Source organism: Ideonella sp. B508-1 (assembly GCF_000333615.1).
In the GTDB taxonomy this organism is placed as follows: domain Bacteria; phylum Pseudomonadota; class Gammaproteobacteria; order Burkholderiales; family Burkholderiaceae_C; genus Ideonella.
In genome coordinates this window covers 1-23538 of the sequence record NZ_BADL01000045.1, presented here as the reverse complement: position 1 = coordinate 23538, position 23538 = coordinate 1, and the positions used below count along the sequence as shown (strand labels likewise).

The window sequence follows — 23538 nt, the reverse complement described above, 5'->3', positions numbered from 1 at the left end:
CGCGATGACCATCAAGAGGCCGCCATCCACCGGCGTGGCCTGGGCCAGGTGCACAAAGCCCCAGTCGAAGGCCGGGATGGTCAGGCCCGGCAGGGCGCCCTGGCCGTGCACGGCCAGCCACCAGAAGCCCAGGTTGCTCAGGCCCTGGGCCAGGCCGAACAGCAGCAGGGCGCGCCACAGGCCCAGGCGCAGCATCAGCGCGCCGCCCAGCAGGGCGCCCAGCAGGGTCAGCCACAAGCCCAGCACTTTGTTGACCAGCCCCACCTCGGCCGAGCTGAAAGCCATGGTCTTGAGCAGGAAGGGCGTCATCAGCGCGCCGGCAAAGGCATCGCCCAGCTTGTAGAGCACGATCAGGCCCAGGAAGGCCCAGGCCCCGGGCTGGCTGAAGTAGCTGGCCAGGCCCGACAGCAGGGTGTGAAAGCGTGCCCGCCGGGCCGCCCAGGCCGCCAGGGGCAGGGTCGTGGCCAGGCCCAGCAGCAGGGCGGCCAGGTCGGTCCAGCGCTGCTGCAGGGCCGTGGTCAGCGCCGTGGTCTGCAGCCAGGGCGACAGCAGGGCCGAGGCCAGCGGCACCCAGAGGTGCTGGGTCAGCAGGTAGCCGGCCACCGCGGCGGCACTCACGGCCAGGAAGCCGGTCAGGTCCTCGCGCGCCAGGCTGCGCGGCGCTTCGGGGCGGGGCAGGCGGGGCAGCAGGGTGGCGCTGGCCATGGCGGTGAGCACCATCAGGCCGGCCATCAGTCGGTAGACCTGAGGCCAGCTCCAGCCACCGCCCTGCTGCGGGTCGGTCCAGATCAGGGCCACGCCGCCAGAGAGGATCATGGCCAGCCGGTAGCCCATCACATTGAGCGAGGACCCCAGCCCGCGTTCGGCGGCGGGCAGCAGGTCGGTGCGGTAGGCGTCAATGGCCACATCCTGCGAGGCTGACAGAAACGCCACAGCCACCGCCAGAAGTGCAAAAGTCTGTAAGGACTGGCTGGGCGAGGTGGCCGCCAGGGCCAGCAGGGCCCCGGCCAGCGCCAACTGGGTGAGCACCAGCCAGCCCCGCCGCCGTCCCAGGCCGGGCGGGTCGAAGCGGTCCATCAGCGGGGCCCACAGGAACTTGAAGGTGTAGGGCAGGCCCACCAGGCTCAGGAAGCCGATGGTGGCCACATCCAGCCCCTCCAGGCTCAGCCAGGCTTGCAGGGCCTGGCCGGTGAGGGCCAGCGGCAGCCCCGAGGCAAAGCCCAGCAGGGTGACGACGAACAACCGGTGCAGGGCACGCAGGCGGTGGCCGGGCCGGGAGGCGGCGGCCGGCAGGGGCGAGGGGGGCATGGCGTGATTCTAGAAGTGGGGGGCGGCCCCTCGGAGCCCGGGGCAAAATGTGATGGAATCGGCGCTGGTCGATTCGATTCTTCGCTGGGTTCGGCAAAAGGTGGTGTCGTGGGCTTGATGGCAGATGTTCCCGCGTGGTACTGGCAGGTTCTGGGCGCCGTGGGCGGCCTGGGGCTGGGCCTGTTCATCGGCGCGGTCAACCGCCGCAAACCCAGCGATCCACCGTCCACCCAGGTGATGCCCAGACCGGCCCGCCCGGCGCAGCCGGGGGCCGCGCCCGTGGCAGGCAGTGGCGAACCCCGGCTGGATGCCACCTCTCAGCGCCTGCTGGAACGCCTGCGCGAGGCCAACCTGGACCTGACGGCGCGCCTGCGCGCGGCCACCGACCAGCATGCGCGTGACCTGCTGGAGCGCAGCCAGCAGCAGCAGGCCGAGCAGCAGCGCCATGAGCGCCAGATCGAGGAACTGCGCCAGACCCATGCCAACGAGCTGTCGCATCTGATGACCGACATGGTCGAGCAGGTGGACGCGATGCAGCGCGAGCATGTGGCCAAGCTGACGGCCCTGCAGGACGAGATCGAGCAGCTCAAGCGCATCTCCCAGACCATCGTGGACCCGGTCACCATGCACATGGGCGGGGACATGCATCCGGCCCCGCCGCCGGCCGTGCCAGCGCGCCCGCGCTCCTGAGCTGGTGCCGCGCCGCGCTGCGCGGCCGGGCTCTTGAAATACCAGGGGCCGTACCCATGTGCCGGGCATGAGCCCCGACACCTCCGCCCGCACCCAGATGGTCTGCCCGCACTGCGGGGCGACCAACCGCATCCCCACCGAGCGCCTGGGTGACGGCCCGGTCTGCGGCCGTTGCCAGCAGGCGCTTTTGGATGGCCACCCGCTGGCCTTGACCGACGCCAGCTTCGACAAGGTGGTGGCGGGCAGCGGCCTGCCCGTGGTGGTGGATTTCTGGGCCCCCTGGTGCGGCCCCTGCCGCATGATGGCGCCGCAGTTCGAGGCAGCGGCGGCACAGCTCAAGGGCCGGGCCCTGTTCGTCAAGGTCAACAGCGACGAGAACCCGCAGCTTTCGGCCCGCTATGGCATTCGCAGCATCCCCACGCTCTTGAAGCTGCAGGGCGGCCGCGAGGTGGACCGGGTGGCGGGCGCCATGCCGGCGGCCCAGGTGGCGGCCTGGGCGCAGCGCTGAGGCCGCGCCGGCCTCAGGCCCGGGTTGGCTCCGCCACGATGTCCACGTACTGCCACCACTCGCTCCAGAAGGGTGGGCGGCGAAAGCCCACGACCTCGGCGCTGGCCATGTCGGTGACATAGCGGTGCACATGGCATTTGTACGGGGCGTAGACGATGCCGATGCGCTGGGCCTGGCGGAACAGCGCCCAGCGTTCGGGGCCATCGGGCATGGCCTGCATCTTCAGGTAGAGGGCGTCGAACTCGGCGTTCTTGAAGCGGGCCATGTTGTCGCCGCCGATCTTGGGGCTGAACATCATGCCCAGGCCGCTCTGGCCGTCGTATTGGCTGGCGGAGGAATTGACGAACCAGCTCATCAAGGAGCCGGCCTGCGCGGCCTTCAGGTTCTCGGGCCACTTGGCGACATTGATCACCCCGCGGATGCCGACGGCCTGCATGTTGCGCTGCCACAGCTCGTCGAGCGAGCGGTAGAACTGATCGGGTTGCGAGGCCCGCTGGATCACCAAGGGTGAGCCGTCGGGCTGCTCGCGCCAGCCATCGCCGTTGCGGTCCACATAGCCATAGATGTCCAAGAGGGCCTTGGCGCGGGCCGGGTCGTACTGACCCATTTCGGATCGGAAGTTCGGGTCGTAGCCGCTGGTGTTGGGCACCACCAGCGATTGGGCGGGCACGCCCTGGCCCTGGCGCACCAGGCTGATTTCGCGTGGGATGTCCATGGCCAGGTTCATGGCCCGTCGCAGGGCGACCTTCTCCGGTGTGTAGCCGCCCACCACCGGGTCGTCCATGTTGTAGAACGTGATGCCGATGTCGGGGGCCAGGCTGCGGTAGCCCTGGATGCCGGCGTGGGCCAGGTTGGGCGCCACCCGGCCATTGGGCATGCTCAGGGTGGCGAATTCTTCGGGCACCCGCTCGATGAAGTTCTGCTGCCCGTTCAGGAAGGACAGCCAGCGCGGCTGGCTCTCCTCGATGATGGACACCTCGACCCGGTCGATCATGGGCAGGCGCCGGCCCTTGAAGCGCGCCAGCAGGGCCTGGCCCTCGGCATCGTCGGGGGCCGGCTCAGCGTCGTAATGGCGTTCCCGGTACTCGGGGTTGCGCTCCAGCGCGATCAGCGAGCTGCGGCGCCACTGCACCAGCTTGAAGGGGCCGGTGCCCACCGGGTGGCCCATGATCTCTTCCGAGCCGTAGAACTCCACCGCCTCGCGGGCCACGGCGCCGAACAGGTCGCTGCCGGTCAGCAGCTCGATCAGGCGGGGTCGGCCGGCGGCCACCTCCAGGCGCAGGGTGTAGCGGTCCAGCGCACGCACGCCCGGTACCACGCGGTCGTAGTCGAAGGGCTGGCGCTTCTGCAGACATTCCTCGCGCAGCGCGGCCAGGCCGACGAAGCCGGCCTCCTCCAGATCGCCCCAGACCGGACTCTTGTTGGCGGGGTCGGCGAAGCGCTTGATGGTGTAGACGTAGTCCTCGGCCACCAGCTCGCGCTTGCGGCCTTTGAAGGCCGGGTCGGACATGAAATAGATGCCCGGCTGCACCTTGATCACGTAGACCCGGAAGTCCGGCGAGATCTCGGGCAGTGCCGCCGCGGTGAGCAACCGGACCTTGGCCGGGCGGGCCAGGTGGTCGTAGACGTAGAGGCCCTCGAAGATGTGCGCAGTGAGGATGCGCGAGTACAGGTCCTGGATCTTGGCCGGGTCGAAGCCGGTCTCGGCCACCTTGAATGCGTAGCGCAGCACTTTGGGGCCGGCTGCGGGCGTGGGCGGGCTCGCCATGGCGGCCGCGGGCGAACTGCCCAGCAGGGCACCGGCGCCGGTCAGGCCGGCGGCCTGCAGCCATTGCCGGCGCTTGGTCGAACGGGGTGTGTCGGACATGGCGTCAGGCCTTGTGGGCCAGCGAGGGGTCGATGTCGATGTACTGCCACCAGTTCTGCCAGAACACGCCGCGACGGTAGCCCAGCACTTCGGGGTGGGTCACGTCGGTCACGTAGCGGTGCAGGTGGAACTTGTAGGGCGCATAGGTGATGGCGATGCGTTTGGCCTGGCGGAACAGGGCTTCACGTTCGGCGCCGTCCGGGATCACTTGCATCCTGCGGTAGATCTCATCGAAGGCCTCGTTCTTGAAGCGTGCATAGTCAGCGCTGCCCACCAAGGGGCTGTACAGGGAGGCCAGGGCCCCCTGACCATCGGGAGCGGTGGCCGACAGGCCCAAGCTCCAGAGCTGGTAGTTGCCAGCCTGGCAGGCCTTCAGGTTCTCCGGCCACTTGGCCGTCAGGAACTCGATCTGGATGCCGATCGCGTTCATGTTGCGTTGCCACAGTTCGTCGAGCTGGCGTGACAAGCCATCGGGCTGGGTGCGCTTGACCAGCTTGAGCGGACTGCCGTCGGGCAGTTCACGCCAGCCGTCGCCGTTCCTGTCCAGGTAGCCGTGGATGTCCAGCAAGGCCTTGGCGCGGGCCGGATCGTACTGGCCCATCTCGGAGCGGAAGTGCGGGTCGTAGCCCGTGGTGTTGGGCAGCGTCATGGCTTGTGCCACGATGCCCTGACCGCGGCGCACCAGGTCGATTTCGCGCGGGATGTCCAGTGCGAGGTTGATGGCGCGGCGCAGGGCGATTTTCTCCGGCGTGTAGCCGCCGATCACCGGGTCGTCCATGTTGTAGCTGGTCAGCACGATATCCGAGGCCAATGACCGGTAGGCACGCAGGCCCTTTTTGGCCAGGTTGGGCGCCAAGTGCCCACCCGGGATGGCGATGCTGGCGAAATCCTCCGGCAGGCGGTCGAGGAGGTTGTGCTCGCCGTTCAGGAAGGACAGCCAGCGTGGCTGGTTCTCCTCGATGATGGACACCTCGACGCGGTCCAGCATCGGCAGGCGGCGACCCTTGAACCGGGCCAGCAGTGCCTGACCCTCGGCATCGTCGGCGGCGGGCTCGGCGTCGTAATAGCGCTCGCGGTACTCGGGGTTGCGCTCCAGCGCGATCAGCGAACTGCGGCGCCACCGCACCAGTTTGAAGGGGCCGGTGCCCACCGGATGGCCCATGATCTCCTCGGGCCCGTAGAACTCGACCACCTCGCGCGCCACGGCGCCCAGGGCATCGCCCACGGCCAGGAACTGGATCAGCCGCGGCCGACTCTGGCCCAGCTCGAAGCGCAGGGTGTAGCGGTCCAGCGCGCGCGCGCCAGGCACCACCCGGTCGTAGTCGAAGGGCTTGCGCGACTTCAGGGCCTCTTCGCGCAGAGCGTTCAGACCGATGAAGTCCAGCTCCTCGTAATCGCCCCAGATCGGGCTCTTGTTGGCCGGGTCGGCGTGGCGCTTGAGGGCGTAGATGTAGTCCTCGGCCACCAGCTCGCGCTTCTGGCCCTTGAAGGCCGGATCCGAAGAGAAGTAGATGCCCGGGCGCAGCCGGATGACGAAGACCCGGTAGTCATCCGAGATCTCGGGCATGGCCACGGCCGTGCAGGGCTTGATCTTCGCCGGCCGTGCCAGATGGTCGTATTCGTAGAGACCTTCCAGGATGTTGGCGATGATCAGGTGCGAGTACAGGTCGCTCACCTTGGCCGGGTCGAAGCCGGTTTCGGCCACTTTCAAGGCATAGCGCAGCACCTTGGGGCCGGCGCCCGTCCCCGTCTCGGCGGCCCCGGCCGGGGCGCTGGTGATCAGGCTGGCGGCGCCACCCAGGCCGGCGGCCTGCAGCAGCCGCCGCCGGGCGTGGGAAGGGGGTGCGTCGTGGCGGTTCGGGTTCGGGGAAGACTCGGACATGGACTCGGTCAGTTCAGGAGGTGGTGTCGGGGTGGCACCAGGCCGTCAATGCAGGACGGCGGACTTCTTCTGGAGGTCCACGTCCACAAAGCGGCCGAAATCGAGGGCGAAGGGATGGGTGCGGTAGCCCTGCAGCCAGGGTTGGGACAGGTACAGACGGATGCGGTGCACATGGGGCTTGATCGGCATGTACACCGCCAGCAATCTCTGGGCCTGGGTGATCAGCGCGTCCCGCTCGGGGCCCAGCGGCATCTGGTCGATGCGGCGCACCAGATCGTCGTAGGCCGGCAGCTTGAAGAAGGACAGGTTGTTGGCGCCGGCCTCGGGGCCGAAGGCCTCGTGCAGGTAGTCCGAGCCATCGGGGGAGGCGGCGGTCTGACCCAGCATCCACATCTGCACATTCCCGGCCTGTGCCAGCTTGAAGTTGTCGGGCCACTGCCCGGGCAGGAACTCCACGTGCAGGCCCACGGCCTTCATGTACTTGCCCCACAGCTCGTTGAACTGGCGGCTGCTCTCGTCGCTTTCGGTCGTGAAACGGATCACCAGCGGCTTGCCGTCCGGCTGGTCGCGCCAGCCGTCGCCGTCCTTGTCCACGTAGCCGTAGAGGTCCAGCAAGGCGCGGGCCTTGGCCGGGTCGTATTCGCTGAAGCCGAAGTTCTGCTTCGGGTCGTAGCCGTAGGTGTTGGGCACCAGCATGGTCTTGGCCGGGATGCCCAGGCCACGGCGCACCCGGTTGATCTCGGCCATGTTGTCGTAGGCCAGCGAGATCGCCCGGCGCAGCGCGATCTTCTCGGCGGTGTAGCCTCCCACCACCGGGTCGTTCATGTTGAAGTAGGTGTAGGTCTGGTCCGAACGCAGCACCTTCTCCAGCTGGATGCCCTGCTTGGCCAGGTTGGGCGCCAGATGACCCCCCGGCACGGCGATGGGGGCATAGTCCAGCGGGGTCATCACCAGGTCGAAATCCCTGGCCAGGAAGGACAGCCAGGTGGGCTGGGGCTGTTCGATGATGGCGAACTCCAGCCGGTCGATCATCGGCAGCTTGCGGCCCTTGAAGCGCGCCAGCAGGGCCTGGCCCTCGGCATCGTTGGCGGCCGGGTGGGCGTCGTAGAAGTCGTCGCGGTAGCCGGGGTTGCGCTCCAGCACGATCAGCGAGGAGCGGCGCCACTGCGCCAGCCGGAAGGGGCCGGTGCCCACGGGGTGGGCGTCCACGTCCTCGCCGTAGGCCTCCACCACCTCGTGCGCCACCGCGCCGAAGCTGTTGGTGTTGGCCATGACCAGATCGAACAGCGGGTTGGGTCGCCCCAGCGTGACGCGCAGGGTGTAGCGGTCGGGCGTCTGCAGGCCGGCCACCGGGGCGTCGTAGTCGAAGGGGCGGCGCGTGTCCAGGGCCTTCTGGCGCAGTTCCTCCAGACCCAGCACGTGGTACTCGCGGTACTGGCTGTAGACCGGGCTCTTCCAGCGTGGGTCGTAGTAGCGCTTGATCGCGTAGGCGTAATCGGCGGCGGTCAGCTCGCGCTTCTGGCCCTTGAAGGCCGGATCGTCGGCGAAGTAGATGCCCGGGCGGATGTGCACCGTCCACACCGTGAAGTCGGCCGAGTGCTCCGGCAGCGCGGCCGCCGTGAGCGTTCGCAGCTCCGCCGGGCGGGCCAGGTAGTCGTAGGTGAGCGGCGCTTCGAGGATGTGCGCGACCACCTGGTTGGAATAGGTGTCGGAGATGCGTGCCGGATCGAAGCCGGTTTCGGCCGCTGGGAAGGCAAAACGCACCACCTTCGTGCCCGTGGGCACGGACGCGGGGGCTTCGGCGGACTGGGCCGCGGGCATCAGCGAGAGGGCCAGGCTTGTGGCCTGCACCAGGGTTCGAATCCAGCCCATGTACTGCTGTTCCGAGTTGCAAAACGCTTGAGTCTATCCGCCCCAACCGAGGGGATGACGCTGGCACAGGGTTTGCGTTAGGGAGGCCCCAGATCGCGCCCCGCCTACACTCGCGCATTCTTCAGTCTGGCACGGTGGCCACAAGCTGCCTGGCCTCAACCCTGTTGTCCCTTCTATGCTTGCCTATCTGATACGGCGCCTGTGGCAGATGGTGCCCACCCTGCTGGGGGTGGTCCTGCTGGTGTTCGCCCTGTTCAAGTTCTTCGGCAGTGACCCTGCCGTCATTCTTGGGGGCCAGAACGCCACCCAGGCGCAGATCGCCGCGATCCGGCAGGAACTCGGGCTGGACCAGCCGTGGTGGATTCAGCTGTGGATCTTCGTCAAGCAGATCGCCACCTTTGACTGGGGCAAGAGCTGGGCGACCAACGAGCCGGTGGCCCACCTGTTTGCCAGCCGCCTGCCGGCCACGCTGACGGTGATGGTGCCCATCCTGATCCTGGACTCGCTGCTGGCCATTCCCGTGGCCCTGGGCGTGGCCTATGTGCGTGGCTCGCTGACCGACCGGGTGATCATGGTGGTGACCACCGTGGCCCTGTCGATCTCCTTCCTGGTCTACGTGATCGTTGGGCAGTATGTGTTCGGCTTCCAGCTGGGCTGGTTCCCGGTGCAGGGCTGGAGCGACTCGACCTGGACCAATCTGGTGCAGTACGTGCCGCTGCCGCTGCTGCTGGTGGTGGCCGTGGGCCTGGCGCCGCAGACGCGCCTGTACCGCACCTTCTTCCTCGATGAGCTGGGCCAGGACTATGTGCGCACCGCCCGGGCCAAGGGCCTGGGCGAGGGCTCGGTGCTGTTCAAGCACGTGCTGCGCAACGCCATGATCCCCATCCTGACCAATGTGGGCCTGGCCTTGCCGGGCATCTTCGTCGGTTCCTTCCTGATCGAGGTCTTCTTCTCCATCCCCGGCCTGGGCCGTGAGGTGCTGCTGGCGGTCAACCGCAGCGACTACCCCGTCATCCAGGCGGCCACCGTCTACCTGGCGGTGCTGACGATGCTGATCAACCTGGCCACGGACCTGCTCTACAAGCTGGTCGATCCGCGGGTGGTGCTGAAATGAGTGCAGTGATTCAACAAGCGGCCGGCATGGCGCCGGCAGGTGCCCCCCTGCGTTCCGAGGGCGTCTGGCAGGCGGCCTGGCGGCGTTTCCGCAAGGACCGCGTGGGCATGGTGTCCCTGGTGGTGGTGGCGGCCTTCCTGCTGCTGATCCTGCTGTCGGCCACCGGCCTGGTGGCGCGCGGCTGGCAGAACGAGGTGGCCGTGCCCAATGCACCGCCCACGGTGGTGGGTCCGCGTGCGGTGGACCCAGCCCAGCCCAAGGCCGAGGATCTCGCCCCCAATGTGGACCTGACGGACATCGACCCGCTGGCGCCGCGCTATGCCGAGTGGGCCGAGCGGGCCAAGCAGTACCACGCGGTGGAGACACCCAAGGCCGACACCCTGCCGCTGGGCGCGGACCGTCTGGGCCGCAACGTGCTGGACAAGGCGATCAAGGGCACGCAGGTGTCGGTCTTCGTCGGCGTGCTGGCCGCGGTGGTGGCCACGCTGGTGGGCACCGCGCTGGGCGCCTTCGCCGGCTTCTTCGGCGGCAAGGTGGGCGACTTCCTGGAGTGGCTGTACAACGTCTTCACCGCCATTCCCTACATCCTGCTGATCTTCGCCTTCGCGGCGGTGCTGGGCCGGGGCATCGGCACCGTGGTGCTGATCCTGGGCCTCACCGGTTGGACCGACCTGTACCGCCAGGTGCGCGCCGAGTTCATGAAGCACCGGGCGCGTGAGTACGTGCGTGCGGCCGAGGCCATTGGCGCCTCGTCGATGTCGCGCATCTTCCGCCACATCCTGCCCAATGTGAGCCACGTCATCCTGGTGCGCATGTCGCTGCTGGTGGTGGGCTTCATCAAGAGCGAGGTGATCCTGTCCTACCTGGGCCTGGGCGTACCGGTGGACCAGGTCAGCTGGGGCACCATGCTGGCCGAGGCGCAGGCCGAGCTGATCCTGGGCTATTGGTGGCAGCTGGCCACCGCCACCGTCTTCATGGCGGTGTTCGTGACGGCCTTCTCGCTGATGGCCGACGCCTGGCGCGATGCGCTGGACCCGAAGCTGCGCGGCCTGGAGTGATGTGATGAGCACGAACCACGAGACGAACATGCTGCTGTCCATCCAGGACCTGAAGGTGGCCTTCCGCATGGGCCTGGTCAACGGCCAGGAGCAACTGGCCGAGGCGGTGGGGCGTGGGGCTCAGACAGTGAGCTTCGACGTGCCGGCCAACAGCACGGTGGCCCTGGTGGGCGAGTCGGGCTCGGGCAAGAGCGTGACCGCCATGTCCATCCTGAACCTGTTGCCGGACAACGCCCGCCGCAGTGGCCGCATCCTCTGGCAGGGCCAGGACCTGCTGCAGGCCAGCACGGCACGGCTGCGGGCCCTGCGCGGGCGCGAGATCGCCTGCGTCTTCCAGGATCCGATGAGCTCGCTCAACCCGGTGTTCACCATCGGCCAGCAGCTGATGGAGCCGCTGCAGCTGCACCTGGGCATGGGTGCCAAGGCCGCGCTGGAGAAGGCCGAGGCCCTGCTGGCCGAGGTGGGCATCCCCGAGCCCAAGCGGCGCCTGAAGGCCTATCCGCACGAGCTCTCCGGCGGGCAGCAGCAGCGGGTCATGATCGCCATGGCCCTGGCCTGCGAACCCAAGCTGCTGATCGCCGACGAACCCACCACCGCGTTGGACGTGACCATCCAGCGCCAGGTGATCGAGCTGCTGGCCAAGCTGCAGGCCAAGCACGGCCTGTCGGTGCTCTTCATCAGCCACGACCTGGGCCTGGTGGGCGAGATCGCCGACCAGGTGGTGGTGATGCGCCACGGCACCATTCGTGAGACTGGCCCCTCGGCGCAGATCTTCAGCGCCCCCAAGGACGCCTACACCCAGGCCCTGCTGGCCTGCCGGCCCAGCCTGGAGCACAACCCGGCCCGGCTGATGGTGATCGACGACCACATTGCCGGCCGGGACGCCGACACCTCGCGGGTGCGGGCCAAGGACCCGGACGCGCCGGTGGTGCTGGAGGTCAAGTCCCTGGCCAAGAGCTTCCACTTCAAGACCGGGCTGTTCGGCCAGCGCGAGTTCCGCGCGGTGCGCGACGTCAACTTCAAGCTCAAGCGCGGCCACACCCTGGGCGTGGTGGGCGAATCGGGCTCGGGCAAGACGACCATGGGCCTGACCCTGCTGCGCCTGCACGAGCCGACGAGCGGCGAGGTGATCTTCGACGGCCAGGACCTGCTCAAGCTCAAGCCGGCCGAGTGGCAGCAGATGCGCCGGCGCATCCAGATCGTCTTCCAGAACCCCTATGCCTCGCTGAACCCTCGCTTCACCGTGGGCCAGGCCCTGATCGAGCCGATGACCATCCACGGCATCGGGGCGAACGCGGCCGAGCGCGAGCAGCGCGCCCGCGAACTGCTGGTCAAGGTGGGGCTGGATGCCAGCGCCTTCGGCAAATACCCGCACGAGTTCTCCGGCGGTCAGCGCCAGCGGGTGGCCATCGCCCGCTGCCTGACGCTCAACCCCGAGGTGCTGGTGCTCGACGAGTCGGTCAGCGCGCTGGACGTGTCGGTGCAGGCCCAGGTACTCAACCTGCTCAAGGACCTGCAGGACGAACTGGGCCTGTCCTACATCTTCATCAGCCACGACCTGGCGGTGGTGCGCTTCATCTCCGACGAGGTGCTGGTGATGAAGGACGGTGAGGTGGTCGAGCAGGCCAGCGCCGAGGACATCCTGCACCACCCGAAGCAGGACTACACCCGCCGCCTGATCGGCGCGGTGCCCAAGGGTTGGCAGCCGGCCGAGACGGCGTCCGCGGCCTGAGCGCAGCCTGGGCCCTTGCCCCCGCTCAGCCGGGGGGGAGCAGCTGCAGCACCGCCTGGGTCGGGGCGTCCAGCAGGGCCGGCGGCCGGTGCGCCAGGCCCAGGCGCCGCACCAGTGGCGGTGCCAGCGGCCGCACCACCACGCCGGCCGGCAGCGGCGTGTCCTCGCCGCGCTCCAGCGGCAGCACCGCCGCACCGTAGCCGGCGGCCACCAGGCTTTTCATGGCCTCGGTGTAGTTCAGCTCGATGCGCGCACGCGGGTGGTGGCCGGCCTGGGCGAACCAAGCGGCGGTCAGCCGGTGCATCTGGGTGCTGCCGTCGTTGGCCACCAGCGGCCGCTCGGCCAGCCAGGCCGGCGTCACCACGTCCGGCACCGTCCAGCCGGCGGGCAGCCAGGCCATCATCGCGTCGTCCCGCCAGGGTCGGATCACCAGCTCGCCCTGGGGCGGCAGCGGCAGGGCGACGATGCCCAGTTCCAGCTGCCCGGCCAAGAGGCGCTCCAGCGTCTGCTGCGAACCCAGGATGCTCAGTTCCACCTCCACCTCCGGGCTGTGCTGGGCCAGCTGGGCCAGCACCGCGGGCAGCTGGTGCACCACCACGCCGCTGGAGGTGCCCAGGCGCACCTTGCCCGCCCGGCCCTCGGCCACCCGGCGGGCCCGGGCCACCGCCTCGTCCAGCTCGCGCAGCAGGCGCCGGGCGTCTTCCACCAGGGCCAGCCCGGCGGGCGTGGGCCGCGCGCCCTTGCGGTCGCGCAGCAGCAGGGCCATGCCCAGGCGGGTCTCCAGCTCGTGGATGTGCAGGCTCACCGTGGGCGGGGCCAGGTGCAGGGCCTGGGCGGCTGCGGCCAGGGTGCCCAGGTCGGCGATGGCCACCAGGGTCTGCAATTGGTCCAGGCTGAGGTTTCTCATCAGGTTTCCTGAATGAATGCGTCAGAACATTCAACTTTTCAGATGTTAAACGCGGACGGAGCATGGCGCCTTCCTCACAGGAGCCCGCCATGTCCACGCTGCTTCGCACCTTTTTCCGTGTTCTGCGCCGCTGGCTGCCGGCCGCCAGGCCGGGGCTGCCCACGCAGGCCCGCGAGTTGCGGGACCTGGGCCTGGGCGACGGCGAGCTGGGCTACTGGCTGCGCCAGACCGGCGCCCCGCGCCGTCTGGTCGACGAGCCGGCCCAGGACTGAGCCGGCTGGCCGCGAGGGGGCGGCCTCTCCTACACTGGCCGGTGGTCCGCGGCGTGGCCGCGCACTCATTTCTCACCGGACCCCGAACAACAGCGAGGAGATCGCATGTCCCTGATACCCCAATGGCGCGAGGTGCCGGCCGAACCCGGCCGCGTCGTCGCCCCCGATGAACGCCTGTCCTGGCCGCAGACCGCGGTGATGGGCATGCAGCACGTGATCGCCATGTTCGGCGCCACGGTGCTGGCGCCGATCCTGATGGGCTTCGACCCGAATGTGGCGATCCTGATGTCGGGCATCGGCACCTTGATCTTCTTCCTGATGGTCGGCGGCAAGGTGCCCAGCTACCTGGGATCGTCCTTCGCCTTCATCGGCGTGGTGATCGCGGCCACCGGCTTTGCCGGCGGCGGGGCCAATGCCAACATCGGCGTGGCCCTGGGCGGCATCATCGTCTGCGGGGCGGTCTACGCGCTGATCGGCCTGGTGGTGACGGGTGTGGGCACGGCCTGGGTCGAGCGCCTGATGCCGCCGGTGGTCACCGGCGCGGTGGTGGCCGTCATCGGCCTGAACCTGGCCGGCGTGCCGATCAAGAACATGGCGCCCACCGAGTTCGACAAGTGGATGCAGGGCATCACCGTGGTCTGCGTGGCCCTGGTGGCCGTGCGCACCTCGGGCCTGCTGCAGCGCCTGCTGATCCTGGCGGGCCTGATCCTGGCCAGCGTGGTCTATGCGGTGCTGACCAACGGCCTGGGCCTGGGCAAGCCGCTGGACTTCAGCGGCGTGGCCAACGCCGCCTGGATCGGCCTGCCGCATTTCGCCAGCCCGGTGTTCACCGGCTCGGCGGCGCTGCTGATCGCACCGGTGGCGCTGATCCTGGTGGCGGAGAACCTGGGCCACATCAAGGCGGTCAGCGCGATGACCGGTCGCAACCTCGATGGCTCGATGGGTCGCGCCTTCATCGGCGACGGCGTGGCCACCATGGTCTCTGGCGCGGTGGGTGGCACGGGCGTGACGACCTACGCCGAGAACATCGGCGTGATGGCAGCGACCAAGATCTACTCGACCGCCAACTTCGTGTTCGCCGCGCTGCTGGCCATTGTGCTGGGCTTCTCGCCCAAGTTCGGCGCGCTGATCCAGACCATCCCGCTGGCGGTGATGGGCGGTGTGTCCATCGTGGTGTTCGGCCTGATCGCGGTCTCGGGCGCCAAGATCTGGGTCGACAACAAGGTCGACTTCACCGACAACCGCAACCTGATGGTGGCGGCGGTGACGCTGGTGCTGGGCACGGGCGACTACACGCTGCATTTCGGTGGCTTCGCGCTGGGCGGCATCGGCACTGCCACCTTCGGCGCCATCCTCTTGCACGCCCTGCTGGGCGGCAAAAAGGGCTGATGGCGCAGAGGCCGCTCGGCCGGTCCCTCCCGGGGGCAGCCGAGCGGTGCTGGCGAGGCTCAGCGTCCGCCGGCCTTGCCCGCCATGTTGTCGAACTTGTGGAAGTAGCGGCGGGCCAGAGCCACCACCTGACCATCGGTCGGGTGGTCGGCCTTCTCGCTGGCGACGATGGTCTTGGCCACGGCCGGCAGGTGCTTGGCCGTCCACGCCTTGAACTCCTCGTGCAGGCGGGCCGGGCCGATGACCAGCACCTCGTGCGAGCCTTCCAGGGCCTGGGCGATGGCGCCGAAGTACTCGGCCGCCTCCTTCTCGCTCATGCCGGCGTGGTGGGTGTCCTTCTGCAGCTGGCCGGCCGGGCGCTGGTGGTGGCTGCGCGACTTGACGCGCTCGGCCTGCATCGACTCGGCGTCGAAGTGCATCACGTGGGCTTCCTTCTGGTCCATCCAGACGACGGCGTGGTAGGTGCTCATGGTGTTCATTCCTCGTTGATTGAAGCGGTCGGTTCAGGCGTTGCGCTCGGCGTGGCGGGTCACAGGCGCGGCGGGGTGGATTGGCCCAACTCCATGTCGCGCTCGCAGGCGACGCAGTGGCGGGTCCAGGGCTTGGCCTGCAGGCGCGCCATGCCGATGGGCTCGCCACAGGTGCTGCACAGGCCGAAGCCCGGGTTCTCCAGCCGGGCCAGGGCGTCGCGCACGCGCTCCAGCTCGCCGTGGGCCTGGCTGGCGCGCTGCAGGGCCACCGCGCGCTCGGCTTCCCCCTGCCCGCCGCCGTCCCGGCTGTCGTCCAGCAGTTCGGCGGCGGCGGCCACGCGGCCTCCCTCGCCCTCCTGCGCGGCGATTTCCTCCTCCAGCGTGGCCATGCGGGCGATCAGCAAGGCGCCCAGTTCGGCCCGTTGGGAGATGGTCAGTGCGGTGCTCATATCGGTCTCCTTGTGTCCCCATGGTGCGTGCTCCCGTGGGTATTCGTCTTGATGCCTGTCAAGGCCTGGAGGGGCGCGCCTGCCCGGGGCGCTCTCCCTACAATGCCGCCATGACCCTGCCTGCGAGCTGTGATGTGCTGGTGGTCGGTGCCGGCCCCGCCGGCTCGGCCTGTGCCCAGGTGCTGGCGCGTGCCGGCCGCCGTGTCTGCCTGGTGGACCAGCAGGCCTTTCCGCGCGAGAAGGTGTGCGGCGATGGCCTGATCCCGGACGCGCATGCGGCACTGGCCCGCCTGGGCGTGGCCGAGGCGGTGGCCGCGCGGGCCCATCCGGTCGAGCGCGTGGCCTGCATCGGCCCGCGCGGGGGTCGGGTGGAGGTGCCGGGCCGGCTGGCGGTGCTGCCGCGGCGCGAGCTCGACCAGATCCTGCTGGACGCTGCGGTGGCCGCCGGGTCCGATTTCCAGGCCCCCTGGCGCTTCGAGGGCCTGCTGACCGATGCCCAGGGCCGCGCCCAGGGGGCCACGCTGCGCCAAGGCGACGCGGTGCACGAGGTGTCGGCGCCCTGGGTCGTGCTGGCCACAGGCGCCGTGCCCCAGGCCCTGCTGGCGGCCGGCCTGTGCCGCCGCCGCGTGCCCAGCGGCGTGGCACTGCGGGGCTACATCCGCCATCCCGCCATGGCTGAGCGCCTGCAGGCCATGGAGGTGGTCTGGCACCGCAGCCTGCGCCCCGGCTACGGCTGGATCTTTCCGGGCCCGGACGGCGTCTTCAACATCGGCGTGGGCATCGCCCACAGCCACCGCACCCTGGTCGACGGGCGCAGCGCCAAGCAGGACGTGAACCTGCGCGCGGTGTTCAATGCCTTCTGCCGCCACCACCCGAGTGCGCGCGAGCTGGTGCAGGGTGGCCAGTGGGTGGGCGAGCTCAAGGGCGCGCCGCTGCGCTGCACGTTGGAAGGCGCGCACTGGAGCGCGCCGGGCGTGCTGGTGGCCGGCGAGGCCGCGGGCAGCACCTACTCCTTCACCGGCGAGGGCATCGGCAAGGCGCTGGAGACCGGCATCCTGGCGGCCGAGGCCCTGGTGGCCGGCGGCGACGAGGCGGCCGTGCGGCAGCGCTATGAAGCGACGCTCTCGGCCCTCAAGCCCCGTTTCGACCTGTACGAGAAGGCCAACCGCGTCAATGCCCACCCCTGGCTGGCCGACCTGGTGATCTGGCGGGCCCGTCACAGTGCCGGCCTGCGCCGACGCATGGCCGGCGTGCTGGAGGAAACGACCAACCCGGGCAGGCTGGTGAGCGTGGCAGGCCTGCTGCGGCTGCTGCTGCCGATGCGCTGAACCAGGCGCGGGCCGCGTCAGCGCCCCTTTGCGTATCGGGCCTCTGCCGGCTCAGCGGGATGACCGCCGAAAGGGATGGGCCAGGAGGCGGGCACGTGCGACGACCGTGTGTTTCAGGCCCAAGGCCGGCTGTTCGACCCCATGCCACGAAACCGCTGCCAGCGACAGGGTGACGATCGTCGAAACGGCCATCATCCCCGGTACAGAGATATGGGGGATCAGCGCTGCCACCGACTGCTGGATGGGAAACGCATAGATGTAGATGCCGTAGGAGTAGTCGCCCATGCGGTTGTATTTGCGGATCCAGCCAGACGGGACGTAGGCCAGATAAAACAAAAGGTACGGCAGGCAAAGAAGATAGATGGGGAAGAAAAACCGCCCCTGCAGGGCTGTCATGATCAGCAGGGCCAGTGCGACAAGAAAGACGGGGCGGGAGAGCTGAATTCGCGTTCGAAGTACGAAGAAGGCGGCGCCGCTGAAAAACATGAAGAACAGCCGCGGGAAGGGAGTTGTCTCATTCAGCAGGCCGTAGTGGCTGGCCAGAACCTGGGCCCCCGAGAACAGCGCGGACAGGACCAGAAGAAGCTGGAGAGCGCCTGCGCGATGACGCTGTATCACGGACAAGGCAACCCAGGCAGACACGAGGATGAGGTACATCGCGACCTCATTGGGAAGGGTCCAGAGCGAGCCGTTGATCGAGTTGTCGTAGGGGTTGCCGTGGAAGACGCCAGGCAACTCGAAGGCCACGCCGCGGACGAGGGTCAGGCACTTGGCGAAGTATTTGTAGGTCTGGGCATTGGTGAGGTAGTCCCGCCAAGACAGGGTGGTGAAACTCAAGCCGATGACAAATACCGAAAACAGCAACATCACCAAAAGGCCTGGAAATATCCGCAGAACGCGTGCCACGGTGAACTCGAGGCTGTCCTGCTTGGTCAGGAGACTGGCCGTGACGAGGAATCCGCTGGTCAGGAAGAAGACATCAACCGCGATCGAGCCCAGCGTCATGCCCAGGGTTTGCCGCAGCGGCTCCGCATCGCCTGTCCCCAGGGCCAGCGCGAAGCTGTGCGTGACCAGAACGGCATACGCGGCTGCGATGCGGATCAGGTTGAAGTTGTTGTCGCGCCCCTGGATCAGATCGGTAAGCTTCATGGCAGCGTTGGGCAAGGATACCTGGGGCCCCCGGATGGACTCCTGGGGCAGTGTGGCCGATGTTGTGCGAATTCAGACCGGGGTCCCTGTGCAAAGCGCAGGCTGCGGGCATAAAGTCCACATCCTTGACTAGACGGGAGTTTCCAAATCTGCCAGCTGCTGGGCATGAATGCCAACACCCCGACCGATGTGATGTTCAGCTTTACCGGCCTGGCCTGCCGTGCCGAGGAGCACAAGGACGGTTTCGGCGTCGGCTTTTTCGAGGACAAGGGCGTGCGCCTGTTCGTGGACCACCACAGCGCCCGCCAGTCGCCCGTGGCCGAGCTGGTCAAGGGCTACCCGATCCACAGCGAGAACGTCATCGCGCACATCCGCAAGGCCACCCAGGGCCGGGTGGCGCTGGAGAACACCCACCCCTTCCAGCGCGAGCTCTGGGGCCGCTACTGGGTGTTCGCCCACAACGGCAACCTGGTGGATTTCCACCCCCGCCTGCACGGCGCCTTCCGGCCGGTGGGCGACACCGACAGTGAGCGCGCCTTCTGCTGGCTGATGCAGGAGCTGGCCAAGGCCCATGCGGGGGTGCCGGCCATCGACGAGTTGTCCTGCACCCTGGCCGAGCTGATGCCGCGTCTGCACCGCCATGGCACCTTCAACATGCTGCTGTCCAACGGGCAGGCGCTGTGGGCGCACTGCTCCACCCACCTGCACTGGGTGGAGCGGCGCCACCCCTTTGGCGCGGCCCGGCTGCGCGACGAAGACCTGAGCGTGGACTTCGCCCACCTGACCACGCCGCAGGACCGGGTGGCGGTGATCGCCACCGAGCCCCTGACCCAGGACGAAGCCTGGACCCCGTTTGCCAGCGGTGAACTGCGGGTCTTCGCGCAGGGCCGCAGCCGTCCCGTCTGCTGAGCCGGGCGTGCCCTGACGTTCAGAGGCCGCGCGGGGCGCCGGCCGGGCGCAGCAGGCGCACCAGGGCCGTCCTCAGGCGGTGCGGGTCGATGGGCTTGGTGAGAAAGTCGTTCATGCCACCGGCCAGGGCTTCCTCGCGCTCGGACACCAGGGCGGCGGCCGTCAGTGCGACGATGGGCAGCAGTGTGGCCGGGTAGCGCTTGCGCAGTTCGCGCGTGGCCTCGTGCCCGCTCATGCCGGGCATCTGTACGTCCATCAGCACCAGGTCGAAGGGCTGGCCGCGGGCGCTGGCCCGGTCCACGGCGGTGACGGCTTCCAGACCGTCCTGGGCCTGCTCCACCACGGCGCCCCACTGTTCCAGCAGGGCCACCGAGATCATCATGTTGACCGGGTTGTCCTCGACCATCAGGATGCGGGCGCCCTGGATCGGGTCCAGCCCGTCGCTGCCGGTGGAGCTGTCGATCTCCACATCCGAGGCCTCGGGCAGGGGCAGTTCCGCCCAGAAGCAACTGCCCTGGCCGGACTCGCTCATCACGCCGACCTCCCCACCCATCAGCCGCGCCAGCTCGCGGCAGATCGACAGACCCAGACCGGTGCCGCCGCTGCGGCGGTTGACGGGGCTGTCCACCTGGGTGAAGGGGGAGAACAGGCGAGCCTGGGCTTCGGCATCGATGCCGGTCCCGGTGTCGATGACCTCGAAGCGCAGCACCGGGCCATGCAGCACATGGACGGCCAGCACCACCCCGCCGGCGCGGGTGTATTTCAGCGCGTTGTTGAGGTAGTTGCTGAGGATCTGTCGCACCCGCACCGGGTCGCCCACGACGATGTCGGGCACCGCGGTGTCGCGCTGCAGGCGCATGGTCAGACCCTTGGTGTCGGCCAGCGCGCCGTAGGCCTCGTGCAGGTTCTGCAGCAGGCCGTCGAGCCGGAAGGGCATCCGGTCCAGGTGCATCTTGCCGGCCTCGATCTTGGACAGGTCCAGGATGTCCGAGATGATGGCCGACAGGGTCTCGGCGCTGTCGCTGATCTTTTCGATGTACACCCGCCGCCGCAGCTCGTCCACGCCCGGATCGCGGGCCAGCCGGGCCAGGCCCAGCAGGGCGTTGAGCGGGGTGCGCAGCTCGTGGCTGGTGTTGGCCAGGAAGGTGCTCTTGGCCCGGTTGGCGGCTTCGGCCTGGTCGCGGGCACGGGCCAGGTCCTGGTCCATCTGGCGCCGCTCGGTGATGTCCTCGGCCATCCAGATGATGCCGTCATGCTCGCCGTACTGCGGATGCACCGCCTGGGCCAGCAGCCGACAGGTGATCAGGCTGCCGTCGCGACGCTTCAGATGGACTTCCTCGTCCACATGCTCGCCGGCCTCCAGCCGCGGCAGCAGGCGCGCGCGGGCCTCGCTGTGGTCAGCGGTGCTGGGCCAGACCTGGCTGGCGTGCTGGCCCTGCAGCCGGCCCGTGGGCCAGCCCAGCATGGCTTCGAAGCGGGGGTTGACCATCTGGAAGTGGTCGTCGTGGGTCACCGCGATGCCGAACAGGGCGGTGTCCAGCACGGCCTCGAATTCACGTCGCAGTTGCTCCGACCGGGTGATGTCCCGGGCGTTGATCACCAGGTAGTCGCTGCCCTCGTGCGCGAAGCGGGAGGCCGAGAGCTGCATGTGCAGCAACTGCCCGTCGCGCACCCGGAAGGTGGCCGGGAGGTCCTGGGCGGTGTCGTGCTGGCGCAGGGCCTCCACCAGCCGGGTGCGTTCGGCCGGATCGTGCCAGATGCCCAGCTCGGCCGAGGTCCGCCCCAGCACCTCTCCGGCGGGCAGCCCGGTGATCCGCTCGAAGGTCGGGTTGACCATCACGTAGCGACCGCTCTGCAGGTCGGTCAGGGTGATCACGTCGGGGCTGGTGGCCACCAGGTGCGAGAGCAGGGCCTGGGACGACGTGAGCGACTGCCCCAGCATGCTTTCGGCCGGGATCAGCCAGGACAGCATGCCCTGGGGCCCCAGCAGGGGCACGCGCATGGAGCGCATCTGGACCACGCGGTGGTCCGGGTCGCCCGCCAGCTGCACCGAGCACAGCGCGGGCCCCTCGACGGCGCCCGGGGCGCCGCTGGGGGCCGAAAGCTGCTCCAGCAGGGCGACCACCCGTGTTCGCGCGTCACCGGCCTGGAACAGGGCCGGCAGCGGTTGGCCCAGCAGCGGGGTTTCGTCCTGCAGGCCCCACAGTGCCCGTGCGGCCGGGTTGACGGCCAGGATGCGTGGGCCGGCGTGGGCGATCAGCGGCAGCGACAGCGACTCGAACATGTCGGCGCTGCTGAGGGCGGCCAGTCCGCTGGCGGCCGCCGGGCCGCCGGGCTCGCCGGCCGGCCCCCGGTCTTCCAGGGGCGCGAGCAGGGTGGGCTGCCAGTCCGATTCGCTCGCTTCGGCCAGGGGCGTGGGGGCCTCGATCTGGCGCAGGACCTGCCGTGTCCACCAACTGCCCAGCAGGCCGCCCGTCAGGCAGGCGGCGGCCAGCGTGCCCAGCAGCTGCCAGCCGATTGAACTGCCCGCGGGCCAGAGTTGCCAGACGGCGGCTGTCACGGCCCCGGTGGCCAGTCCCATGCCCGGACCGGCACGCCGGACCTGGGCGGAAATCTGCGCAACGGGCCGGTCCATGGCGCCAGGCTAGTGCAGTGACTGTGCCGGGCCGCGTGCCATGGCTCAGGCCGGGCGGGCGGCGTTGAGCGCGTCTCGGGTGGCCAGGGCCACCTGACGCGCCTTCTGCGCGAAGTCCTCCCCGTCCCCGGCATACAGCACGGCGCGCGAGGAGTTGACGATGATGGGGCCGTCGGGTCGCCAGGCGGCCTTCACGGTGGCTGCGGCGTCGCCGCCCTGGGCGCCGACGCCGGGAATCAGCAGCGGCAGGGTGGGGGCCAGCTCGCGCACCCGGGCCAGTTCGGACGGGAAAGTCGCGCCCACCACCAGGCCCAGGCGCTGGTCGCGGTTCCAGGGGCCGGCGGCCAGCTTGGCCACCTGTTCGAAGAGGCGATCGCCGCTGGCCAGGGTTTCGAACTGCAGGTCGCTGCCGCCGGGGTTGGAGGTGCGGCACAGCAGGATCAGGCCCTTGCCCTCGTACTTCAGGTAGGGCTCGATGGAATCGAAACCCATGTAGGGCGACAGGGTGACCGCGTCGGCCTGGTAGCGCTCGAAGGCTTCGCGGGCGTACTGCTCGGCGGTGGAGCCGATGTCACCGCGCTTGGCGTCCAGGATGATGGGCACGCCGGGCGCCACCCGCTTCATGTAGGCCATCAGCTGCTCGAGCTGGTCCTCGGCGCGGTGGGCGGCGAAATAGGCGATCTGGGGCTTGAAGGCATTCACCAGATCCTTGGTGGCATCGACGATGCGGGCGCAGAAGTCGAAGATGCGCCGGCTGTCGCCCTTCATCCCCGCAGGAAACCGGGCCGGATCCGGGTCCAGTCCCACGCACAGCAGGGACCGGTGGCCGTGGCTGGCCTGGGAAAGCAGGGCGTTGAAGTGCATGCCGTGATTCTACTGAGCCCCCCGCCGGGACCGGGGGATTCTTCACGTATCACACACCCTGTCACAAGCTGGCGGAACACCCTGGGGGGTGCTCCTTGAGGTAGCTCAAGCGCCGATGCGGGCGGCCAGCGTGGCGGCGCGGCCGGTGTAGTCGGCCGGCGTCATGGCCAGCAGGCGGTCCTTCTCGGCCTGGGGCAGGGCCAGGTCGGCGATGAAACCCTGGATCAGCTCGCGGGTCATCGGCTTGCCGCGGGTGAAGGCCTTGAGCTGCTCGTAGGGCTTGGGCAGGCCGTGGCGGCGCATCACGGTCTGGATGGCCTCGGCCAGCACTTCCCAGGCCTGGTCCAGGTCGGCCGCCAGGGCGGCTTCGTTGAGTTCGAGCTTGCCCAGGCCACGGGCCAGGCTGTCGTAGCCCAGCAGGGCGTAGCCCAGGGCCACGCCCATGTTGCGCAGCACCGTGGAGTCGGTCAGGTCGCGCTGCCAGCGGCTGATCGGCAGCTTCTGGCTCAGGTGGGTCAGCACCGCGTTGGCCAGGCCGAAGTTGCCCTCGGCGTTCTCGAAGTCGATCGGATTGACCTTGTGCGGCATGGCCGAGGAGCCGACCTCGCCCTCCTTGAGCTTCTGCTTGAAGTAGCCCAGGGAGATGTAGCCCCAGACGTCGCGCGAGAAGTCGATCAGGATGGTGTTGGCGCGGGTGACGGCGTCGAACAGCTCGGCCATGTAGTCGTGCGGTTCGATCTGGATGGTGTACGGGTTGAAGGTGAGGCCCAGGCTGCCTTCCACCACGCTGCGCGAGAAGGCTTCCCAGTCCTTGTCCGGGTAGGCCACGGAGTGGGCGTTGTAGTTGCCCACCGCGCCGTTCATCTTGGCCAGCAGCTTGACGTCGGCGATGCGGCTGCGGGCATGCGCCAGGCGGGCCACCACGTTGGCGATCTCCTTGCCCACGGTGGTCGGGCTGGCGGTCTGGCCGTGCGTGCGGCTGAGCATCGGGATGGCCGCAAAGCGCTGGGCCAGGCCGGTCAACGTGGCCAGCAGGCCGTCCAGCGCCGGCAGGACGACCTCGCCGCGGGCCGCCTTGAGCATCAGCGCATGGCTGGTGTTGTTGATGTCTTCACTGGTGCAGGCGAAGTGGATG

General features: G+C 69.0%; 20 protein-coding genes. 9 read left to right on the top strand and 11 right to left on the bottom strand.

The window, feature by feature from the left end; all coding sequences use genetic code 11:
- On the bottom strand, positions 1–1308 hold a 1308-nt coding region (locus I73_RS02360), incomplete at its 3' end, for an MFS transporter (RefSeq protein ID WP_022979151.1).
- Positions 1309–1425: 117 nt separating this feature from the next.
- On the opposite strand from I73_RS02360, the gene I73_RS02355 reads away from it, so the two are divergent.
- Both I73_RS02355 and trxC read left to right on the top strand, forming a co-directional pair.
- Positions 1426–1998 (top strand): hypothetical protein, encoded by a 573-nt coding sequence (locus I73_RS02355; protein ID WP_022979150.1) that lies wholly within the window; start codon positions 1426–1428, stop codon positions 1996–1998.
- 67 nt (positions 1999–2065) lie between these two features.
- Positions 2066–2506 (top strand): thioredoxin TrxC, encoded by a 441-nt coding sequence (gene trxC, locus I73_RS02350; RefSeq protein WP_022979149.1) that lies wholly within the window; start codon positions 2066–2068, stop codon positions 2504–2506.
- Positions 2507–2519: 13 nt separating this feature from the next.
- On the opposite strand, the gene I73_RS02345 is transcribed toward trxC, so the two are convergent.
- Genes I73_RS02345 through I73_RS02335 form a run of 3 tightly spaced genes read right to left on the bottom strand, consistent with a single transcriptional unit; the run spans position 2520 to position 8127 of the window.
- Positions 2520–4373: an ABC transporter substrate-binding protein gene (locus tag I73_RS02345; protein WP_022979148.1), complete on the bottom strand. Its 1854-nt coding sequence runs from the start codon at positions 4371–4373 to the stop codon at positions 2520–2522.
- Positions 4374–4377: 4 nt separating this feature from the next.
- Positions 4378–6255 carry an ABC transporter substrate-binding protein gene (locus tag I73_RS02340; protein WP_022979147.1) on the bottom strand — a complete coding sequence of 626 codons (1878 nt, stop codon included), beginning with the start codon at positions 6253–6255 and terminating at the stop codon, positions 4378–4380.
- 45 nt (positions 6256–6300) lie between these two features.
- Entirely contained in the window at positions 6301–8127 is a 1827-nt protein-coding gene (locus tag I73_RS02335) for an ABC transporter substrate-binding protein (protein WP_022979146.1), read from the bottom strand.
- 175 nt (positions 8128–8302) lie between these two features.
- Between I73_RS02335 and I73_RS02330 the strand changes: the two genes are divergently transcribed.
- From I73_RS02330 to I73_RS02320, 3 genes are read left to right on the top strand one after another with little or no spacing between them, the layout of a single operon-like run.
- The gene (locus I73_RS02330) at positions 8303–9241 is read left to right on the top strand and encodes an ABC transporter permease (RefSeq protein ID WP_026096217.1); all 939 of its coding nucleotides are present in this window, start codon (positions 8303–8305) and stop codon (positions 9239–9241) included.
- Positions 9238–10299: an ABC transporter permease gene (locus I73_RS02325; RefSeq protein ID WP_051048933.1), complete on the top strand. Its 1062-nt coding sequence runs from the start codon at positions 9238–9240 to the stop codon at positions 10297–10299. Before I73_RS02330 ends, I73_RS02325 begins: the two co-directional genes overlap by 4 nt.
- A gap of 4 nt (positions 10300–10303) precedes the next feature.
- Positions 10304–12031, top strand: a complete 1728-nt coding sequence (locus tag I73_RS02320) for an ABC transporter ATP-binding protein (protein WP_022979143.1) — start codon at positions 10304–10306, stop codon at positions 12029–12031.
- A 25-nt stretch (positions 12032–12056) separates the two neighbouring features.
- Here the strand turns inward: I73_RS02320 and I73_RS02315 are convergent, their stop codons facing one another.
- Positions 12057–12938 (bottom strand): LysR family transcriptional regulator, encoded by an 882-nt coding sequence (locus tag I73_RS02315; RefSeq protein ID WP_022979142.1) that lies wholly within the window; start codon positions 12936–12938, stop codon positions 12057–12059.
- 89 nt (positions 12939–13027) lie between these two features.
- Between I73_RS02315 and I73_RS02310 the strand changes: the two genes are divergently transcribed.
- Positions 13028–13210, top strand: coding sequence for a hypothetical protein (locus I73_RS02310; RefSeq protein ID WP_022979141.1), 183 nt, complete (start codon positions 13028–13030; stop codon positions 13208–13210).
- A 105-nt stretch (positions 13211–13315) separates the two neighbouring features.
- Entirely contained in the window at positions 13316–14599 is a 1284-nt protein-coding gene (locus I73_RS02305) for a solute carrier family 23 protein (RefSeq protein WP_022979140.1), read from the top strand.
- A 59-nt stretch (positions 14600–14658) separates the two neighbouring features.
- On the opposite strand, the gene I73_RS02300 is transcribed toward I73_RS02305, so the two are convergent.
- Positions 14659–15069 carry a hypothetical protein gene (locus I73_RS02300; RefSeq protein ID WP_026096216.1) on the bottom strand — a complete coding sequence of 137 codons (411 nt, stop codon included), beginning with the start codon at positions 15067–15069 and terminating at the stop codon, positions 14659–14661.
- A 59-nt stretch (positions 15070–15128) separates the two neighbouring features.
- The gene (locus tag I73_RS02295; RefSeq protein WP_022979138.1) at positions 15129–15518 is read right to left on the bottom strand and encodes a TraR/DksA C4-type zinc finger protein; all 390 of its coding nucleotides are present in this window, start codon (positions 15516–15518) and stop codon (positions 15129–15131) included.
- Between the two features lie 110 nt (positions 15519–15628).
- On the opposite strand from I73_RS02295, the gene I73_RS02290 reads away from it, so the two are divergent.
- Positions 15629–16846: an NAD(P)/FAD-dependent oxidoreductase gene (locus I73_RS02290; RefSeq protein ID WP_026096215.1), complete on the top strand. Its 1218-nt coding sequence runs from the start codon at positions 15629–15631 to the stop codon at positions 16844–16846.
- 51 nt (positions 16847–16897) lie between these two features.
- Here I73_RS02290 and I73_RS25495 read toward each other — a convergent pair whose 3' ends face one another.
- Positions 16898–17995, bottom strand: coding sequence for an acyltransferase (locus I73_RS25495; protein WP_051048932.1), 1098 nt, complete (start codon positions 17993–17995; stop codon positions 16898–16900).
- A 147-nt stretch (positions 17996–18142) separates the two neighbouring features.
- On the opposite strand from I73_RS25495, the gene I73_RS02280 reads away from it, so the two are divergent.
- Positions 18143–18904: a class II glutamine amidotransferase gene (locus I73_RS02280; protein WP_026096214.1), complete on the top strand. Its 762-nt coding sequence runs from the start codon at positions 18143–18145 to the stop codon at positions 18902–18904.
- 19 nt (positions 18905–18923) lie between these two features.
- On the opposite strand, the gene I73_RS30645 is transcribed toward I73_RS02280, so the two are convergent.
- From I73_RS30645 to purB, 3 genes are all read right to left on the bottom strand, one after another.
- Positions 18924–21539, bottom strand: a complete 2616-nt coding sequence (locus I73_RS30645) for a PAS domain S-box protein (protein ID WP_026096213.1) — start codon at positions 21537–21539, stop codon at positions 18924–18926.
- Positions 21540–21584: 45 nt separating this feature from the next.
- A complete protein-coding gene (pyrF, locus tag I73_RS02270) occupies positions 21585–22403 on the bottom strand; it encodes an orotidine-5'-phosphate decarboxylase (protein WP_022979135.1) in 819 nt (272 codons plus the stop codon).
- Between the two features lie 105 nt (positions 22404–22508).
- A partial coding sequence (purB, locus tag I73_RS02265) for an adenylosuccinate lyase (protein ID WP_026096212.1) occupies positions 22509–23538 on the bottom strand: 1030 nt, incomplete at its 5' end.

Coding starts and splice junctions, on each gene's coding strand:
- I73_RS02355 (WP_022979150.1), top strand. CDS start 1,426: ATGGCAGATGTTCCCGCGTGGTACTGGCAGGTTCTGGGCGCCGTGGGC.
- trxC (WP_022979149.1), top strand. CDS start 2,066: ATGAGCCCCGACACCTCCGCCCGCACCCAGATGGTCTGCCCGCACTGC.
- I73_RS02345 (WP_022979148.1), bottom strand. CDS start 4,373: ATGTCCGACACACCCCGTTCGACCAAGCGCCGGCAATGGCTGCAGGCC.
- I73_RS02340 (WP_022979147.1), bottom strand. CDS start 6,255: ATGTCCGAGTCTTCCCCGAACCCGAACCGCCACGACGCACCCCCTTCC.
- I73_RS02335 (WP_022979146.1), bottom strand. CDS start 8,127: ATGGGCTGGATTCGAACCCTGGTGCAGGCCACAAGCCTGGCCCTCTCG.
- I73_RS02330 (WP_026096217.1), top strand. CDS start 8,303: ATGCTTGCCTATCTGATACGGCGCCTGTGGCAGATGGTGCCCACCCTG.
- I73_RS02325 (WP_051048933.1), top strand. CDS start 9,238: ATGAGTGCAGTGATTCAACAAGCGGCCGGCATGGCGCCGGCAGGTGCC.
- I73_RS02320 (WP_022979143.1), top strand. CDS start 10,304: ATGAGCACGAACCACGAGACGAACATGCTGCTGTCCATCCAGGACCTG.
- I73_RS02315 (WP_022979142.1), bottom strand. CDS start 12,938: ATGAGAAACCTCAGCCTGGACCAATTGCAGACCCTGGTGGCCATCGCC.
- I73_RS02310 (WP_022979141.1), top strand. CDS start 13,028: ATGTCCACGCTGCTTCGCACCTTTTTCCGTGTTCTGCGCCGCTGGCTG.
- I73_RS02305 (WP_022979140.1), top strand. CDS start 13,316: ATGTCCCTGATACCCCAATGGCGCGAGGTGCCGGCCGAACCCGGCCGC.
- I73_RS02300 (WP_026096216.1), bottom strand. CDS start 15,069: ATGAGCACCTACCACGCCGTCGTCTGGATGGACCAGAAGGAAGCCCAC.
- I73_RS02295 (WP_022979138.1), bottom strand. CDS start 15,518: ATGAGCACCGCACTGACCATCTCCCAACGGGCCGAACTGGGCGCCTTG.
- I73_RS02290 (WP_026096215.1), top strand. CDS start 15,629: ATGACCCTGCCTGCGAGCTGTGATGTGCTGGTGGTCGGTGCCGGCCCC.
- I73_RS25495 (WP_051048932.1), bottom strand. CDS start 17,995: ATGAAGCTTACCGATCTGATCCAGGGGCGCGACAACAACTTCAACCTG.
- I73_RS30645 (WP_026096213.1), bottom strand. CDS start 21,539: ATGGACCGGCCCGTTGCGCAGATTTCCGCCCAGGTCCGGCGTGCCGGT.
- pyrF (WP_022979135.1), bottom strand. CDS start 22,403: ATGCACTTCAACGCCCTGCTTTCCCAGGCCAGCCACGGCCACCGGTCC.